The sequence below is a fragment of the Treponema pedis genome (genome assembly GCF_017161325.1).
In the GTDB taxonomy this organism is placed as follows: domain Bacteria; phylum Spirochaetota; class Spirochaetia; order Treponematales; family Treponemataceae; genus Treponema_B; species Treponema_B pedis.
Genome location: NZ_CP045670.1, coordinates 2,145,385 through 2,162,722, shown reverse-complemented (window position 1 = coordinate 2,162,722; position 17,338 = coordinate 2,145,385). Strand labels below are relative to the sequence as shown.

Annotated in this window: 14 protein-coding genes and 1 pseudogene; 6 read left to right on the top strand and 9 right to left on the bottom strand. The window is 36.0% G+C overall.

Annotation, left to right across the window (positions count from 1 at the left end):
• Entirely contained in the window at positions 1 to 861 is an 861-nt protein-coding gene (locus tag DYQ05_RS09925) for a DMT family transporter (protein ID WP_020965864.1), read from the bottom strand.
• Between the two features lie 1,133 nt (positions 862 to 1,994).
• Between DYQ05_RS09925 and DYQ05_RS09920 the strand changes: the two genes are divergently transcribed.
• From DYQ05_RS09920 to DYQ05_RS09895, 6 genes are all read left to right on the top strand, one after another.
• Positions 1,995 to 3,635, top strand: coding sequence for a peptide ABC transporter substrate-binding protein (locus tag DYQ05_RS09920; protein WP_206183364.1), 1,641 nt, complete (start codon positions 1,995 to 1,997; stop codon positions 3,633 to 3,635).
• Positions 3,636 to 3,730: 95 nt separating this feature from the next.
• Positions 3,731 to 4,663: an ABC transporter permease gene (locus DYQ05_RS09915; RefSeq protein WP_020965862.1), complete on the top strand. Its 933-nt coding sequence runs from the start codon at positions 3,731 to 3,733 to the stop codon at positions 4,661 to 4,663.
• Positions 4,664 to 4,684: 21 nt separating this feature from the next.
• Positions 4,685 to 5,602 carry an ABC transporter permease gene (locus tag DYQ05_RS09910; protein WP_020965861.1) on the top strand — a complete coding sequence of 306 codons (918 nt, stop codon included), beginning with the start codon at positions 4,685 to 4,687 and terminating at the stop codon, positions 5,600 to 5,602.
• Positions 5,603 to 5,616: 14 nt separating this feature from the next.
• Positions 5,617 to 6,648, top strand: a complete 1,032-nt coding sequence (locus DYQ05_RS09905) for an ABC transporter ATP-binding protein (protein WP_020965860.1) — start codon at positions 5,617 to 5,619, stop codon at positions 6,646 to 6,648.
• On the top strand, positions 6,641 to 7,609 hold the full coding sequence (locus DYQ05_RS09900) for an ABC transporter ATP-binding protein (RefSeq protein ID WP_194075533.1): 969 nt from the start codon (positions 6,641 to 6,643) through the stop codon (positions 7,607 to 7,609). The genes DYQ05_RS09905 and DYQ05_RS09900 overlap by 8 nt, the downstream gene beginning before the upstream one ends.
• A gap of 246 nt (positions 7,610 to 7,855) precedes the next feature.
• Positions 7,856 to 9,598, top strand: a complete 1,743-nt coding sequence (locus tag DYQ05_RS09895; protein WP_206183363.1) for a proline--tRNA ligase — start codon at positions 7,856 to 7,858, stop codon at positions 9,596 to 9,598.
• A 198-nt stretch (positions 9,599 to 9,796) separates the two neighbouring features.
• Here DYQ05_RS09895 and DYQ05_RS09890 read toward each other — a convergent pair.
• From DYQ05_RS09890 to DYQ05_RS09855, 8 genes and pseudogenes are all read right to left on the bottom strand, one after another.
• A pseudogene (locus tag DYQ05_RS09890) lies at positions 9,797 to 11,918 on the bottom strand (ribonucleoside triphosphate reductase).
• Between the two features lie 374 nt (positions 11,919 to 12,292).
• Positions 12,293 to 12,946, bottom strand: a complete 654-nt coding sequence (locus DYQ05_RS09885; RefSeq protein ID WP_206183362.1) for a hypothetical protein — start codon at positions 12,944 to 12,946, stop codon at positions 12,293 to 12,295.
• Positions 12,943 to 13,218, bottom strand: coding sequence for a hypothetical protein (locus DYQ05_RS09880; RefSeq protein WP_206183361.1), 276 nt, complete (start codon positions 13,216 to 13,218; stop codon positions 12,943 to 12,945). The genes DYQ05_RS09885 and DYQ05_RS09880 overlap by 4 nt, the downstream gene beginning before the upstream one ends.
• A gap of 112 nt (positions 13,219 to 13,330) precedes the next feature.
• A complete protein-coding gene (locus tag DYQ05_RS09875; protein ID WP_206183360.1) occupies positions 13,331 to 13,999 on the bottom strand; it encodes a hypothetical protein in 669 nt (222 codons plus the stop codon).
• A gap of 74 nt (positions 14,000 to 14,073) precedes the next feature.
• Entirely contained in the window at positions 14,074 to 14,568 is a 495-nt protein-coding gene (locus DYQ05_RS09870) for a hypothetical protein (protein WP_206183359.1), read from the bottom strand.
• A gap of 277 nt (positions 14,569 to 14,845) precedes the next feature.
• Positions 14,846 to 15,136: a hypothetical protein gene (locus DYQ05_RS09865; protein WP_144299200.1), complete on the bottom strand. Its 291-nt coding sequence runs from the start codon at positions 15,134 to 15,136 to the stop codon at positions 14,846 to 14,848.
• A gap of 694 nt (positions 15,137 to 15,830) precedes the next feature.
• Entirely contained in the window at positions 15,831 to 16,118 is a 288-nt protein-coding gene (locus tag DYQ05_RS09860) for a hypothetical protein (protein ID WP_206183358.1), read from the bottom strand.
• 488 nt (positions 16,119 to 16,606) lie between these two features.
• The gene (locus DYQ05_RS09855; protein WP_024465565.1) at positions 16,607 to 17,089 is read right to left on the bottom strand and encodes a hypothetical protein; all 483 of its coding nucleotides are present in this window, start codon (positions 17,087 to 17,089) and stop codon (positions 16,607 to 16,609) included.
• Positions 17,090 to 17,338: the final 249 nt, after the last annotated feature.

Genomic DNA, 17,338 nt, shown 5'->3' with positions numbered 1-17,338 from the left:
TTATGTTTCTTTATGTTTAAACATAAATACTGCAACCGCAAATATAATTGCAAAACCCGTACAGCTTAAAATATCCGGAAGTTCACCGAAGGCAATAAAACCTAAAACCGCGGCAAAAATAATTTGAGTATAATCAAAGATTGAAATTGAGCGTGCGGGTGCATAAGAATATGCCGCCGTTACGCAAAATTGAGCCGCAGTTCCTGCAAGACTTGCAAAAAGTAAAATTACCAATTGTATGATTGACATAGGTTTAAAAAAGATTATAAAAAGAGGTAAAAGCAAAACGGAAGAAAAAAAGGAAAAGAAAAAGACTATAAACGGACTGCGCTCCCCGTTTAACGAAAGGTATCTTACACAAGTGTAAGCGGCACCCGCCATCATTCCGCCTGCGGCTCCTATTATTGCAGCCGTTATATGAGCGTTGCCTCCCAAAATCGGTTTTATAACCAAAAGACTTGCGGAAAAGGCGATAATAACCGCCGCAGCCTGATACGGTTTTATTTTTTCTTTTAAAAACAAAAAAGAAAAAATAATTACGAAAAACGGTGCCAATTTTGCCAATATGGAAGCGTCGGCTAAGACCAAATTATCAAAGGCATAAAAATTTCCCAAAACTCCGAGAGTTCCGAAAAACATTCGCATAAACAGCACGGGAAGATTTTTTTTGTTGAACTTAAATTTTTCTTTTGAACGCAATAAAACAAAAAAAGAAACATGGGCTGCAATAAGGTTTCTGAAAAATACTTTTTGCAATGAAGGTAAATCTCCTGAAAGTTTTGCAAAAAAATTCATAAGAGCGAAAAAAAATGCGGATAAGACTAAAAATAAAATACCTTTTTGCTTTGCAGTAAACCTCATAAATTCTTCCTATTAAAATAAACAACCGGAGATTGTGTGAACAATCGAGGATTGTTTATTATGCACTTTTGTAAGCGGTGCTGAAAAAGTGCATACAATGAACGAAGTTTGCCTAAAGGCAAACTCGAAAGTCTAAATTAAGCGACGCCATTTTAGGAGCTTAATTTAGACCCTCCTATAAAATAAACAACCGGAGATTGTGTGAACAATCGAGGATTGTTTATTATGCACTTTTGTAAGCGGTGCTGAAAAAGTGCATACAATGAACGAAGTTTGCCTAAAGGCAAACTCGAAAGTCTAAATTAAGCGACGCCATTTTAGGAGCTTAATTTAGACCTTCCTATTAAAATAAACAACCGGAGATTGTGTGAACAATCGAGGATTGTTTATTATGCACTTTTGTAAGCGGTGCTGAAAAAGTGCATACAATGAACGAAGTTTGCCTAAAGGCAAACTCGAAAGTCTAAATTAAGCGACGCCATTTTAGGAGCTTAATTTAGACCCTCCTATAAAATAAACAACCGGAGATTGTGTGAACAATCGAGGATTGTTTATTATGCACCGTAAAAGTTGATAGTAATCCCATTTCTTCTTATTGTCAAGGGTATACAATTCCGATTTACAGGTTAAATTCTTTTTGTTCGTGAGGAGTTTAATACGTTTTAAGCTTGCAAACGGTATTCCGGCTCTCTTAAGGTGAGGTTGTTAATTTATAAAATATCTTAAACTTGTAAAGCCCGGCATAAAAAAGAAAGCTTCTATTGACATTTTTTTTATTGTATAATATAATCTCCTCCATTATGGAATTAGGGGGAAGCAGTGTTACCCAGTAAAAATTTTCTCACATTTGTCGGGCTTTCGGGAATGAGCTTAAGGTTTAGTACCGTAACAAAACATTCACTTCCGATAAAGTCCGCTTACACTCAAGCCCCCCCCCCCTATATCTCCAATAAATCTATTTTCTTTAACCGAACAACCTCATCTTTTGACAAATCCGAACTTTTATGTTTTGCCTCAACAGTTTTACTTGAAGGTATTGGAATGTACCGTTGTTTTTTTAACGGTATATTTCTATGCCTTTCAGGCTTTTATAAGCTTTTACACATAAAGGCATAGTTAAGGAGAGAATTTCTATGAAAAAACTCGTTTTATTGTCGGCAGCCTTGCTGCTGGTTTTTTCAATCATCGCAGGCTGCTCGGGCGGCACGGATGAGAAAATGGGAAAGGTTTATTTAAAAACCTTTAATACCGCTTGGCCCAATACTTTGGACCCTTCAAGGGGCTCGGACCTTTATGGAACAATTGTTTTACGAAATATACTTGAGCCCTTAGTACGTTGGGACGCCGAAGAAGGAAGGCTTGTTCCTGCGGGAGCTGAAACTTGGACAATAAGCTCTGACGGATTAATCTATACCTTTAAACTTAGGGATATGATTTGGACGGATGACAAACCCGTTACTTCTGCGGATTATGCTTACGGTATAAGAAGAACTGCGGACCCCGAAACGGCAAGTTTGGTAACTAATTTTATTTATCCTTTAAAAAACGGTTTCGATGTAGCGTCAGGTAAAAAACCCGTTTCGGAATTGGGTGTTTCCACTCCCGATGAAAAAACCTTGGTTTTGGAACTCGCTTCGCCTTTACCGTATTTTATGGAAATGGTTACATACCGAGCTTTTTATCCGCAAAGAGAAGATTGGGTTGAAAAATATGCCGATACTTACGCTACAACTCCTTCAACTTCTCCCATGTGCGGCCCCTTTGTTCTTCTTGACGACTGGGTAATCAATTCATCGAAAAACTATGAAAAAAATGCTAAATTCTGGAACGCAGCCAACGTTAAACTTGAAAGAGTGGAATATAAGGTAATTCAAGACCCCGTAGCTATTTACAGCGCTCTTTTATCCGGTGAAATAGATGCTGCAAGCGTTGCGGACGCCGAATGGAGAGAAAAGTTTGAAAACAATTCCGATTTTATTAAGAGCAAGGCAATAAGACCGGATATCGTTTATATGCTTATTAACTGTTCCGACCCGCTTTTAAAAAATAAAAAAATCCGTCAAGCTCTTTCCGCCGCCCTTGATAGAGATGACCTTATTAAGGCTGCAAGAAAGGGTGTGGGACTTCCCGCTTACTGGTTTTCGCCTCCTACCGTTTTTTTACAGGGGCAAAAATTTAATGAAGTGGGAGCCGGGCCTGTAAAGGATTTAATCGATAAAAATCAGGATTTAAAAGCCCTGTTTATTGAAGGTCTTAAAGAATTGGGCTTGGACCCCGACCCTTCAAAACATACAATCGAATTCCTTTCTTCAGGTACAAGTCAGGATTCCAGAACGGAAGGCGAATACTATCAGCAGACTTGGAAAGACAAAATAGGAGTTAATACTACAGTTACATTAAGCGAATGGGGCGAATTCAGAAACAGACTCGATGCTCAAAACTATCAGCTTGCCGCTTTGGGCTGGAATGCGGATTTTAATGACCCTTCAAACTTCCTTGAAACTGCATGGCCTGAAAGTAAAACTTATCAAACCGGTTGGAATAATGATGAATTTAATGAATGCATCGTTAAAGCTCAATCCGAACAGGACCCTAAAAAGCGCTTTGAGCTTTTAAAAAGGGCGGAGGTTATTTTAGTTGCGGAAGAAGCTGCCGTAATTCCTCTTACTACCAGAGAAACCAACAGTTTCAGAAGAAGTTTTGTTAAAAATCTTTCCATCGACCAGCTTGATTCGATGGGTTGGCAAAAAATAGATACTTCGGAACGAAAGTAATTTTCGCTTATCATAATGGCCGTACCCTGTTTTTAACGGGGTACGGTTTATTACGGTAAATTTAAACTATTCCAATTTTACTTTAAGGATTCTTTATGGGAAGATATATTGCCAAGCGTATTATCTATATGTTTATTACGCTTTTTATAATTGCCACTGCAACCTTTTATCTTATGCATTCCGTTCCTGGAGACCCTCTTACCGCCCGCATTCAAAAAGCTTTGCCTCCTCAGGTTAGGGCGAATTTCGAAAAAAAATACGGTTTGGATAAATCCGTTATGGAACAATATTTTATTTTTTTAAAAAATGTTTTTACAAAGGGAGACTTAGGGGAGTCTATTACTTATCCGGGGTTAAAAGTTTCCGATACGATTTTAAAAAACGCTCCGGTAAGCGGCAGTATAGGAAGCCGGGCTTTGATTATAGGTATTGTTCTTGGAGTTATTGCCGGTATGATTGCCGCTTTAAAAAGGGGAAAATGGCCCGATTATTTGGTTATTTTTATAGCTATTTTAGGTGTTACCATGCCGAGCTTTGTTTTAGCCAGTTTGCTTCAGTATTTTTTTGCCGTCATACTCGGTATTTTGCCTGCGATAGGCTGGGGAAGTGCCGAAAAATATAAGATTATTCCCGTACTTGCCTTATCTTTCGGAACTATTGCAACTTATGCAAGGTATGTACGAAGCTCGGTTTTGGAAGTATTAAGTGCGGATTATATTCTTACAGCGGAAGCAAAGGGTGTTTCTCATTTTAATATTCTACGAAAACATGTTTTTAGAAATGCTATGACTCCTTCTTTAACTCTTTTAGCGGGACGTATTGCAGGTATTTTTACGGGTTCCTTTGTTATAGAAAAAGTCTTTTCTATTCCGGGTCTCGGATTCTTTTTTGTAAAATCCATATCCGACCGCGATTATCCTATGATAGTAGGAACTACATTGTTTTTTGCCGTTTTATTTATACTTTCACAATTAATTGTGGATATTTTATATGTCTTGGTTGATCCGAGAATTAAACTTGCTGAATAAACTTTTATACCGGGAGCATTTATGGAAATTACGAAAGATATGTTTGTGCCTATTTCAAAAAATATAGAAGAAGCGGAATTGATTGTACGCCCTTCGATAAGTTTTTGGCAGGACGTATGGAGAAGGCTTAGAAAAAACCCTGTAGCTATAGCATCATTAATTCTTTTAGCTTTTTTGGTTATTATGGTTATTTTCGGGCCTTATTTTAATGAATTTGAATTTAATAGAATCAATTCTTCGCTTAAAGATATTTCGCCTAATTCTACTTATTGGTTCGGAACCGACAGTGCGGGAAGAGATATTTTTACGAGGGTTTGGGTAGCCGGAAGGGTATCACTCGAAATAGGCTTTCTTGCCGCTTTGCTTTCCACGAGTATCGGTATCCTATACGGCAGCATTTCAGGTTTTATAGGCGGCAGAACCGATACCATTATGATGCGTATTATCGAAATTTTATCCGCATTGCCTTATTTATTAGTGGTAATTCTTTTTCAAATCCGCCTTCAGGATAGAAGTTTAAAAACCCTTTTATTGGCTTTAACGATTACCGGTTGGACAGGTACCGCACGTATAGTAAGGGGAGAGGTATTGCGTGTAAAGGCGCAAGAATTTATATTGGCGGCCCGTACCTTGGGTGTAAGTGCATGGAAAATAATAGTAAAGCATCTTATACCCAATGTTATGCCTATCGTAATAGTAAGTATTACATTTAATGTTCCGGGGTTTATTTTTGCAGAAGCCTTTTTGTCGTATTTGGGCATAGGGCTTGCTCCGCCTGCAACTTCATGGGGTATCATGTGTGCCGAAGCTCAAACTACTATGATGTTTTATCCGTATCAATTGATTTTTCCTACACTTATGATATCTCTGGTTATGCTTGTTTTTGCCTTACTCGGAGACGGATTAAGAGACGCCCTTGATCCGAAATTAAGAAAATAATAAGGGTGGTTTATATGCAGGAAAATACAAATCTATTGGAAGTGAAAAACCTTTATGTTTCGTTTAATACTTATGCAGGCGAAGTTAAGGCCGTGCGTAATGTAAATTTTCATTTAAAACCCGGAGAAACCCTTGCCTTTGTAGGCGAATCCGGCTGCGGAAAAACGGTTACGGCAAAATCGCTGATGAGACTCTTGCCTAAAGATTCTTCCGTTATAAAAGAAGGTTCAAAAATTGTTTTTGACGGAAAAGATGTTATAAATCTGAAAAAGAAGGAATTAACCGCTCTTAGGGGCAGCGATATCAGTATGATATTTCAAGACCCTATGACCAGTTTAAATCCTACTATGAGAATAGGTAAACAAATTACCGAGGCCTTAATCTTGCATCGGCATCTTAATAAAAAGGAAGCTAAAGAAGAAGCTATAAGACTTTTACAGCTCGTGCAAATACCGAATCCGCAAGAGAGGTTTAAAGCCTTTCCGCATGAACTTTCAGGCGGTATGCGACAAAGAGTTATGATTGCCATAGCCCTTTCGTGCAATCCCAAACTCTTGCTGGCCGATGAACCTACAACCGCTTTGGACGTAACTATTCAAGCTCAAATTTTGGATTTACTTTCGGAGCTCAAACAAAAATTTAATACTTCGATTATTTTAGTAACCCATGACCTCGGCGTTGTTGCAAATTTTGCAAATAGAATCCAAGTAATGTATGCGGGAGAAATAGTTGAAGAAGGTACGACTGAAGAAATTTTTTATAATTCAAGACACCCTTATACATGGGCTCTTTTAAATTCGATACCGAAAGTACACGATAAAGGAAGCAAGCTGTACTCGCTGGGCGGCACTCCTCCCGATTTACTTTTACCTTTACCGGGCTGTCCGTTTGTTTCGCGTTGTGACCATGCTATGAAAATATGCAAAATGCAGCATCCAGAAATTACGCACCATAGCGAAACTCATCGTTCATGGTGCTGGCTGGAACACGAGGCTTCGGGAGAACATAATTGGGAGTCTTTAAGAAAAGGCGGTAAAAATGAATAACGATAAAGAAATTTTAATTCAAGTAAGGGATTTAAGCCGGTTTTTTAAAGTCGGAAGAAACAAGCTGTTAAAAGCCGTCGACCATGTAAGTTTTGATATTTATAAGGGTGAAACTCTGGGTATAGTAGGAGAGTCCGGCTGCGGTAAAACCACTTGCGGCAGAACGGTTTTGGGAATGTATAAGGCTACATCCGGTTCCGTTATGTACGGTTCAACAAATATTCATTCCTTAAAAGGCAGAGCGAAGGTTAATTTTAAAAAGAACGCTCAATACATCTTTCAGGATCCGTATGCATCTTTGGACCCGAGAATGACCGTAGGAGATATTATTGCGGAAGGTATGGACGTTCATTTTAAGCTTTCAAAAGCCGAAAAACTTGAACGTATTAATTCTCTTCTCGACAGGGTAGGGCTTAATAAAGAACATGCTTTGCGTTATCCGCATGAAATGTCAGGCGGTCAAAGGCAGCGTGTAGGAATTGCCCGCTCCCTTGCCGTAGAACCTTCATTTGTAGTATGCGATGAGCCTATTTCGGCTTTGGACGTTTCCATACAGGCTCAAATCGTAAATTTATTATATGATTTAAAAGAAGAAATGGGCTTAACGTTTATGTTTATTTCCCATGACCTTTCTATGGTAAAGCATATTTCAGACAGAATTGCGGTTATGTATCTGGGTTCCATTGTTGAACTTGCCGACAGTAACAGCATTTATGATTCTCCTATGCACCCGTATACAAAGGCTTTAATGTCTGCCATTCCGGTACCTGACCCTAAATTGAACGCCGGAAAAAAACGTATAAAACTTGAAGGAGAGGTTCCTTCTCCCATAAATACGCCCGCAGGCTGTAAATTCGTCAACAGGTGCGCTTATGCCATGCCTGAATGCGGTAAAACCGCCCCTGAAATTAAAGATGTAGGCGATAATCATTTTGTTGCCTGTCACTTATTTAAAGGGTAAGAATAAGTCGTATAAAATATTATTTAATGATATTTACCTATAAAACTTTTTGTGAGGAGTTTAACTTCCTTGCAAAAAGTTTTTACGTTTTTCGATTGTGTTTTTATAAAAAACGGATTTATAATAATTTTTTTAGCCGTAGATTATTTTCAAAAAAAGATTTTTGTGTTATACTTAAAAAATATATAAAACATATAATGGATACCGTAAAGGTACCCTCCCCGTTGCAAGGAGTTTATAACAATTATGAAAATGTCGCAAATGTATATGCCCACTTTGCGGGAAGTTCCCGCAGAGGCTGTCGTGGAAAGCCATAAACTTTTATTACGTGCAGGAATGATACGTAATTTGGCAAACGGACTTTTTGCTTACCTTCCCTTAGGTTTAAAATCTTTTAGAAAGGTTGAAAACATTATACGCGAAGAAATGAATGCAATCGGCTGTTTGGAATTTAAACCCAGCGTACTGATTCCGGGAGAATTTTGGCAAGAATCGGGCAGATGGCATTCTATGGGCCCTGAACTTTTACGTTTAAAAAACAGATTAAACCAAGACCTTGTAGTGAGCCCTACGGCTGAAGAAGCCTTTACGGAAATTTTAAAACACGAACTTTCTTCATATAAACAATATCCCGTTTTGGCATATCAGATAAATACAAAATACCGAGATGAAATACGCCCGCGTTACGGACTGATGCGTGCCCGTGAATTTACGATGAAAGACGCTTATTCTTTTCATACAAGCGAAGAAAGTTTAGATGAAGCATACTTAAAATTTGAACAAGCCTACGTTAAAATTTTTAAACGCTGCGGGCTTTCGGTAATAGCCGTAAAAGCGGATTCAGGAGCGATGGGAGGAAGCGGTTCGCAAGAGTTTATGGTGGAATCCTCCATCGGAGATGACACTCTTTTACTTTGCTCAAAATGCGGTTATGCCGCAAATGAAGAAAAGGCTTCTTGTAAACTTGAAGAAAGCTCTTTTGCTCCTTCTTCGGAAACCGTAAAAGAAATCGATACTCCCGATGTAAAAACCATAGAAGAGCTTACGGAGTTTTTAAAAACATCGCCTTCTTCTTTTATAAAAACTCTTATTTATGCGGTTGAAAACAGTGAGATTTTAAACGAAGAGAAAAAAGAAGGTATCGGTTTTGCCGCAATCTGTATACGCGGCGACTTGGAAGTAAACGAAGCAAAATTAAAATCTTCGCTAAAAGCCTCCAACGCAATTCTTGCAAGCGATGCGGAGGTGGAAAAAATTACCGGTACCGTTGTAGGTTTTGCAGGTCCTGTAGGTTTAAAAAATGTGCCTATAATTGCCGATGAAAGCGTTATGCTTATGCACGATGCGGTAACGGGCGGCTTAAAAAAAGATAAGCATCTCATTCATGTCGAGCCTAACCGCGATTTTACTCCGCTTTATACCTTCGACTTGAGAGTCGTAAAAGCCGGAGATAAATGTTCTTGCTGCGGCAATCCTCTTTATACGAAAAAAGGAAATGAGCTTGGGCATATTTTTAAGCTGGGTTATAAATATACCGAGTCTATGAATATGACTTACTTGGACGAAAACGGAAAGCAGCAAAGACCGTGCATGGGCTGTTACGGAATCGGTCTTGATAGACTTTTAGCTTCTATAATTGAAGAGCACCATGACGAAGACGGAATTATCTGGCCTATGAGTACGGCTCCTTTTCAAGCCGTAATTATTCCCGTAAAATATGAAGGTGTAATGCAAAAAATCGCAGATGAACTTTACGAAGAGCTTAAACAAAACGGAATCGAAGTTCTTCTAGATGATAGAAAAGAAAGAACCGGTGTTAAGTTTAAGGATATGGATTTGATAGGTATTCCTATTCGCCTTGTAGTAGGTGAAAAAAATCTTCCTAAAATAGAATTTAAACTGCGGAAAAGTAAAGATTCCGTTTTAATCGAAAAAGAAGAGGCGTGCGGCTTGGTAGTAAATACGGTTAAAGCGGAGCTCAACCGTTAAGCGGAGCTTAACGTTAAGAAAAATCGGTTTAAACCGCCTGCGGGTAATTATAGGGTAATTTACATATAGGTTAAATAAAAATACTTGTTATGCCTGTAAAATTTATTTTTCCGACTGTTTCAGGTAATTGCCGATAACCGAATTTTAAAAAGCCCGAGTACCGATAAAGTTTACCGGAACTCGGGCCTTCGTATTTCTTTATGCGCGTTTTTTTAACACCTCTTCTTTTTCTTTTTCAAGTTTTGTCCAGCCTTTTTTCAAGTTCCGCTTCTTTTTCCCGTTTGCAATGAGGGCACTCAAAATGCTCCCCTTCAAGGTAACCGTGTATGGGACAAATTGAAAAGGTAGGTGAAATTGAAAAATAAGGAATGCGGTAGTTTTCAGCTACGGTTTTTACCAAGTCGCGGCAGGCTTGCCAATCCTTAATCGCTTCGCCTAAGAAAATATGAAAAACCGTTCCGCCCGTATATTTACGTTGTAAACTTTCCTGATGGTCGAGGGCGTCGAAAACATCGGCGGTATACATAACGGGAAGTTGACTTGAGTTGGTGTAATAAGGTTCTTCTTCTCCCGAAGTGATTATATCCGGGAACTGCTGTTTATCATGCCGTGCAAGACGGTATGAAGTGCTTTCAGCCGGGGTTGCTTCAAGGTTAAAAAGGCTGCCCGTTTCTTCTTGAAAATCGGCCAGTTTATTTCTCATATAGGTTAATACCTTTTCGGCAAATTCCTTTCCCTTTTCACCTGTAATATCTTCACCTAAAAAATTAAGACAGGATTCATTCATTCCGCAAATACCTATCGTCGAAAAATGGTTATTTAAATGGCGCAGATATCTTTTTGTATATGGAAAAAGCCCTCCTTCAAGAAGTTTTTCCACTACTTTACGTTTAATTTCCAAACTTTGCTTTGCAATTTCCATAAGATAATCAAGCCTGTCAAAGTAATCCTTTTCGGTTTTGGAAAGGTAGGCTATTTGAGGCATATTTATTGTAACAACTCCTATGGAACCGGTAAATTCGTCAGAACCGAAAAGACCTCCTCCGCGTTTTCTAAGTTCGCGTTTATCCAACTGAAGACGGCAGCACATAGAGCGGACGTCGCCCGGGTTTAAATCCGAATTTATAAAATTCTGAAAATACGGAGTACCGTAGCGGGCAGTCATTTCAAAAAGAAGTTTTGCGTTTTCACTTGTCCAATCGAAATCGGAGGTTATATTATATGTCGGAATAGGATACTGAAAACCTCGTCCTGCCGCATCTCCTTCAAGCATAAGCTCGATAAAGAGTTTATTTATCATATCCATTTCTTTTTGACAATCGCCGTAAGTAAATTCGACGGGTTTTCCGCCTACGACAGCTCTTTTATCGGATAAGTCGGCAGGGCAAATCCAATCCAATGTAATGTTGGTAAATGGCGCTTGACTTCCCCAGCGGCTAGGAGTATTTACTCCGTATACGAAACTTTGAAGGCATTGTTTAACGCTTTTTTCGTCCATATTGTCGGCTTTGACAAAGGGCGCAAGATATGTATCGAAGGAGCTGAACGCTTGCGCGCCCGCCCATTCATTTTGCATAATACCTAAAAAATTTACAATTTGCTGAATAAGTGTCGATAAATGTTTGGGCGGTTTTGAAGTAATTTTATCCGGAACTCCGCCTAAACCTTCCTGAATAAGCTGGCGTAAAGACCAGCCTGCACAGTAGCCTGAAAACATAGATAAATCATGAATATGAAAGGCCGCCGTAATGTGGGCTTCCGCTATTGCAGGCGTATAAATATTTTTAAGCCAATAATTAGCCGTAATCGAACCTGAATTGTGTAAGATAAGTCCGCCTAACGAAAAATTAACGTTGGCGTTTTCTTTTACACGCCAATCGGATTGGCTTAGATAGCCGTCCATTGTGCTGTTTATATTAAGCATAAGTCTTTCGGCATCACGCGCTGCTTCCCGTTTGGCTCTGTAAAGAATATAAGCTTTTGCAAGTTTTGCTTCCTGTTGTTCTATCAGAACAATTTCTACAATATCCTGAATTTCTTCAATTGCCGGTATTGAATGAGAATAACGGCTTTGCATAACGGCTTTCAGTTTTTCTTCAACTTTGTCTGTAAGCTGTTCGGCCTTTTTATCATCGGCTGCACCTTCTACGGCTGTAATTGCCTTATTTATAGCCTGTTCTATTTTTTTTCGGTTATAGGCCTCAATGACGCCTGAGCGCTTAGCTACAGACCTTAAAATCTCCGGTTCCGTTTTTTCCGTTGTCCCCAAAAAGGATTTCCATTCAGGGAAAACGTTTTGACTGATTTTTATCTCTTCCATTTTTCTCCCACCTTTTAAAATGCTTTGAGCTTTTATACTTCCTTATATAGTGTGTTTATAGAGTATATCACACTATATATAGTGTTGTCAATAGAAAAATCCTTATAATTCGGTATAATTGCATAAATTCGGCGGCAACGCATAAAACTCGGCCTTTTATAAGGTATATACCTGTTTTTATTCCGTTTATCTTATAAAACCTGATTTCCCTTATATTCCGAAGTTTTTTGCTTTTACCGTCAATTTTATATTTTCCGTGCCTTCCAAACGATAAGGAATTTCCATGAAATTCAAGACTTTCCGATGAAGGCGGCCGATATGCTTAATACGCCAGTTTGCTAAAAAAAATAATTATATTTTAGCTAACCTATTTTTTATCCTATCTTTACCCGTATTTGTTTATATACCTTTTTAATTTTTCGGGTAAGCGTCGGTATGTGTGAATAACCGATTATCAATAACGGGTTATTATATCGCTCAAGATAATATATAATTTTTTCCAACATAAAATATTCCCGTATTTCAAAATGAAAGTGATATGAAATTTCATACCGGCAATGTAATTCTTTATTATGTTTTAAAAGATATCGTTTTACCGCCTGCTGCTTAAGATTTTCTAAAAATCGATGAAATGCCGAATTCATTTTTTTGCAGCCCAATGTATCCAGTTTTTCCAGTTTTTCGGTTATGATTTTTGCAAAGCAGCGGTTGGTTTGCCGTTTTATATACTCATCAACGGCAGTATCAATAGCACCGCACGAAAGTGAAGCTGAAAGCTGCGGCAGTTTTTCAGTATCAATCGGAAAATGGTTTACGCATTGTCTGTCCGCTATATATTTTCTTACCGCTTGCACTTCAAATGAATCGGGATAGAGGTGCCGCTCATAAATACCGATGAACATATCAACGGGAATTTCTTCAAATATAACATCGGGGGCTATTTTTGTTATTTCATTATACAAATTTTCTACGGTTGTTAAACCGTTTTCTTCATGGGAAGTTCCGATTATTCGTAAAGTTCTTTTCATGCGGCTCCTCTTTTTCCGATTTTATTAATAAAAACCGTTATAAAAGGTAAAAGGATTATGTATGGAATCCATAGCAAAAAATTATATGGTTTTGGAAGTACAAACAATAAACCGATAAATACAAGTATGCCAATCCATAAAAAGACAGCGCATTTGATTGCAAAGTTTTTTTCATTAGCGGCGGTCTTTTTAATACCTAAATATGTTCCGATAATACCTCCGCCAATTCCTACGATGCTTCCGATAACTCCATAGATTATTCCCCAATTCATACATTCCTCCAAAATAAAAATATAGCACCGCTTAAGCGGTGTTCGGCTAATATTGTTTTAAACCGCAAACCGGCTGACAGCTTTTGTCAGTCGTTGAAGCGGAGGGTTATACTTATTTATTACTGATATTAATTTCCATTCTTTTTATTGCTTTTGCATGTATTCTATCATGCCAGATTAGGCGACGCATTACTTTTCGAATAGACCAATCTTCTTCTTTATTCTTAAATACTCTATTTCCTTCTTCCTTATACTTTTTTATCAGTTCGTCAATAGTATTTTTTCTTCCTTTGATTATATCAAGGTCTATATCCGTTTCTAAACCGACTTGTCCTAAGTAATACTGTTGTACATCGCATATATGTTTATACTGCTCGAATATTGTAGAATATACATTTCCATAAAATGTCTTTCTAACTTTACTATTATCTATTACATTTTTGTTTTTACATTTCCGATATATAATATCAACTTTTTTTGCAGACAAGAGGGCTAATTCACATTCATAATAGAAGTCTTTTTCATTTTTATATTCTTCCATCTCTGTTTCAAAAATAATATTGCTATCAGCGTCTTCAATCATCAAATTACTATGTACAATGACTTCATCAATTCTACCGATATCAGTAACTTCCATATCCAGCCATTGTCCATATTCGTAAATCTCTTTTTCGTATTTACTTCGCGCCTCTTCTATTGTCTTGCCTCGAACATAGGCTCCGGGGAGATTTTCTATCCAACCGAGGAAACCTTTTCCATTAGTTTCATATATTACTTTCACAAAACAACTCCTTTGTGGTTATTACTTCTTTTGTATTTTATTATGGATTATCTAAAAAGAAAATATGAATATTATTAATAGTAAAAATATTTTTGCTGCAATGTATTCAGCAAGTTTATCACTTTTTCGGTAGTTGAATCGACAGATAAGGAAAAAGAAATAAAAAACTCTTTTTCTATACTTGAGAGAACCTTACCTTTTATATCATCGATTGTCCGATTGTTTCCGTAGTCAGTTAGATAATCTTCTGCGCCATATACTTCAAAGCAAACATCTTGCAGATTATTCCAATTAAATGATTCGATTTGGTTTTTCGAAAGTTTTGTTGTGACAGTGATACCGTCAAAGTCTATTTCAATATCGCATAATCCCATTATGCTTATTACCGGAATGGGATATGAGTCTGCTTGATACTGTCCGGCGCTATTTCGGTGGTAATGACCGTTATAAAATCCATCGGTAATTTTTAGCCCGTTAAATGCTTCTGCTAATTTAGTTCTCAGTTCGATTCTTTTTTCGTTCAGCGGTTGATAAATTTGATTTAATACATCTCTTGTGTTTTTAAACATAGAACAGCCTCATAAATAAAATTAAGTTTAAATATTTTTTTATATCACTCTTTTCTTTGCTTTCGGGACGGGATGTTCATCATACATCTCATTGAATAAACCGCTTACAAAACTGTACCTTTCAATGTTTTTAATCGCAGGTATTTATTTTCCATTTTGATATGACAACTCGCGAACAACTTTCGGTATATAATTGAATAATACGAGGACGAGTTTTACCAATAAACTATTATCATAAATTCCGTCGATTATTTTACCCGGATAATAAATAATGTATTTATGCATATAAATAAAAAGTATTTTCCGCAGGAGCGATAATCAGATACATTTCCCGGTTCTGCCGTTTTGCTTCATTAAGAAAATTAAAAGCCGTTCTCCAAATTTTCTTTTCAACAAAAACAGTCTTTTTATTTCTAATCATTTCATCTATTTTTTTAGATTGTAAAATTGTATATACTAAATTTTCAAATATTTCCATAATCTCCCATTTATTGTCGAATAGGCTACACATAGCTACGCAATTAAACGACGGATGGTTTTCTCCGATATCCAATCCCGAAGTGCACATTATGTATTTTCCTATTTTATCTCATATATTATATCACAGCCTTGCCAAACTCCAAAAGAATTAAAAGCATGTTTTTCTACATATTTTTTCTCTAAATCAGTTATAATAATATTTACAACTAAATAGTTTGTTTTTTCTATAGAAATATTTAAAATTTTATATTTTTCACCATAATATTCATTATGATTCGCCAATGCTGTTGTTAGAACGGTAGAAATTATTTTATTTTCAATTTTTTTTCCAACAAAAAAAAGACAATATACAACATAAAAATAAAAATCCGATTATTAATAATTTTAAATCATAAGTAATTTTTTTATTCTCAGTGTCAAGAGTCTTTATTTTTGTTTTTGGAGTTTTTAAATTTAAAAGGGTCTCTTCTTTACGGATTCTCCGTTTATTTATTTCTTTTTTAATTGAAAAATAAATAATTAGATATATAATCGGTAAAATAAACAATAATACAAAAAACAAAAAAAATTCAATAACATTTTTATTATCCCCATTATTTCAATTTATTTTTCAGCAAGCTTGACTTGCCGAAAAATACTACTTATTCTTTTAATCAAATAAAATATATAAAATCCAAAACTTATAATTTTCTTTTATACTACTTATTTTAATTTCATCAATAATTTCAACCATATATAAACTCATATTATTTTTTAAAACTTTTAATTTTTTAGTTATAGTATTATTTTTTTGTAATAAAAATTATGATAAAGATAATTAAGACTATTATGTATGCAAATAATCCTATAAGAAATCGAAAATCATCAAATGATTTAGGCTCATGTTTATCGGTTTGGCCATTTTTTTTATCTAAAAAATAACCAATAATGTAAGGTGCAAATATTAATCCAAGAATAAATAAGTAAAGTGGAATTTTAAAATTTCCTATAACTTTATTTTTTAATATAGACTCAAATAATAAATATCCTATTAATCCTAATATAGAAATACAAAGTAACATTTTTCTCATTTTTCCGATGCTCCATGTTGTACACATAATATACGCTTAATATGACAACAGGGTATAGCCCTATTGTCAGATAATTATACCATTTGTGAAATGGTTTTTGATATGCATGATAATTCGTAAATTCATTAATACTATTTATACATTTATTTTATATTTAGATAACCACTTGTCTTTTTTAGTATGTATAACTTGTTTTAGCAAGACTGTTTCCGATTAATTGCAAGCAGCCATTATTGATTACTGAGATTTTGATTTTAGTAATAGGACGGAACCATCATATTTCCGGCTACGACTGCATTAGATGTTAAAGGAGAATGATAATTAAGATTATATTGTTTTATGTTTACTCTGTTTTCTGTTGAATTCCAATTAGATTGTTCAATTTTATCATAAGTTGAATATTTTTGGATTAAATGATGAAGTACAGCTCATTGTTTTAAACGGTTGCGAGCGAATACCAGCAATCCGCTTTAAAAACCGTGTTAAGTTTAATACTTAAAACTCTTATATATGCTCCTAAATATTTCAAGATACCGTTTGAAATTATCGGGATTGGAAGTAAATGTTAAAACATATACTTCATTACCTTTCATTTCTACAAACTGTATTTGCTGCACAAGCATACCGTTTATATTCCCCGATATTATATGATAATTTTTCCCCTCTTCTATCAATGTAAAATCACCGTATACCGTTTTTATATATTCGCGACCCGCTTCTAAATACCTTTTTATCGAATAATTTGTCGCTAATTTTTCAACCGTTAGATTTCCGCTTTCTTGAAAATCATCATTTTCCTCAACCGGGGAATACAATATAAATACGGTAGAAGAATCCGTTCTCTGTGCCAGCCAACCTAATGGAACGGTAATTTCATAATTATCAATTTTTACCTTCATTCCGCTTTCACTAAATACTTGCACTACTAATAATAGCAGCAACAGTAATACAATTGTAAATTTTCTTTTCATTCATAACTCCTTAAAATATATTTTTTCATTATAGACAAGAGAAACATTAAGTTAATTTTACCTTTTGTTTCAACATAAAAATCCATTCAAAACTTCTTTTTATTTTATATCATTTTGAATATTTTTTAGTTGCCATACGGGCAATTAAACTAACTATACAATTAACGGCGAACATGTTTGACCGTTTGTCGGATTTTAACTACATGTATATGATTTTTTATGTTTTAGCTAAGAATTCACTTGGCATTC